The sequence below is a fragment of the Streptomyces sp. NPDC058964 genome, assembly GCF_042741275.1.
Taxonomy (GTDB): Bacteria; Actinomycetota; Actinomycetes; order Streptomycetales; family Streptomycetaceae; genus Streptomyces.
In genome coordinates this window covers 1-1175 of record NZ_JBHYKH010001022.1, presented here as the reverse complement: position 1 = coordinate 1175, position 1175 = coordinate 1, and the positions used below count along the sequence as shown (strand labels likewise).

Genomic DNA, 1175 nt, shown 5'->3' with positions numbered 1-1175 from the left:
ACCTTATGGAATGCACTTCTCGCCCCCCCGCTTGGAGACGACCTTGCTGGTGACCCAGACCCCCGCAGAGTTCCGATCCAGGCGGCTGACGTAATACACGTATGAGTTGTCGGAGGGGGCGCTGCGGTCGACTTTGTTTGACTCCCGGAACTTATTGAAGGCCTTACTCTCATCCGCGCATAGCGTGACCGCTGCGGTGGTCTCGCCGGACAGATCCACGGTCGGCGCGTAGTAACGCGTGGTTCCGGTGACCGTCGCGTTGTGGTCCACGAAGGTCTGCACCCATTTCGCCGCTCCCGCCAACGCCTCGCCCTCGTAGTAGTAGCTGAGAGCGGGCGACTTGGTGTCTCCCTCGGTGATGGCACGGGTAACGGCCGTCATCGATCGTCCCGCGTCTGCGAGGACTGCGTCCTTGGCGGCGTCACCGGTGCTCCAGCCCTCGAAGGCTTCCTTGACGTCGGCGGGCAACGAGAGGTCAGGGCGATTGACATCGGCCGATGTGCTCGGTGAGGGAGGCAGCGACGCCGACGAGTCGCCGGTGTCAGCGCCAGCGATCTTGTCCTTGTCGCTGGACTCTCCTTCCTCACCGCCGCAGGCCGCCAAAAGCAGTGCTGCCGTTGCGGTGACTGTGGCTACGAGCGGCAAAGAGCGGCGCTTCACAGTGGACTCCCCGTGAGACAAAGGTTCAGTCAAGAGCACAGACGTTATCGATGAGGTTGCTGGTTTCGCCAGAGCGAACTACTCCGGGAAACGGACCATTTCGGGTTTCCGGGGTGATATGGCGTTGCGCTGTGTCCTGATCGCGCCAAGGCGGGGCGCGGCTCCGGGGGCAGCGTGTGCCGCGTCCGGAGCCGTGGCCGATGCTGCGGGTGTTCCGCTCTCACTACAGGGTTGGTCGGCACCTTGCGCACGCGCAGGTGGGTGTGCCCGTGAGTATGGGGTTGGTCCGGTGGGGTCGTCGGAGCGGACTTCGGCCTGGGAGCGGAGTCGGTCGAGGTCCCGTTCGTGCCGGCGTCGCATGTAGCGGTTGCTTGTTGCCGCTGGAGGCGCCAGCCGTTGTGGGTGACCGTTGGCCTGCTCGCAGAGACACGGATCAAGAAGTCTCTGGATATGACTCGCCCACCGGGTCCACGAACGAAACGGTCTGGAGAATGGCCTCAAGCATGTGACAGAAC

At 63.8% G+C, this 1175-nt stretch carries 1 protein-coding gene; it reads right to left on the bottom strand.

The window, feature by feature from the left end; genetic code table 11:
* Positions 1-3: 3 nt before the first annotated feature.
* On the bottom strand, positions 4-660 hold the full coding sequence (locus ACFW2E_RS47355; protein WP_384478492.1) for a hypothetical protein: 657 nt from the start codon (positions 658-660) through the stop codon (positions 4-6).
* Positions 661-1175: the final 515 nt, after the last annotated feature.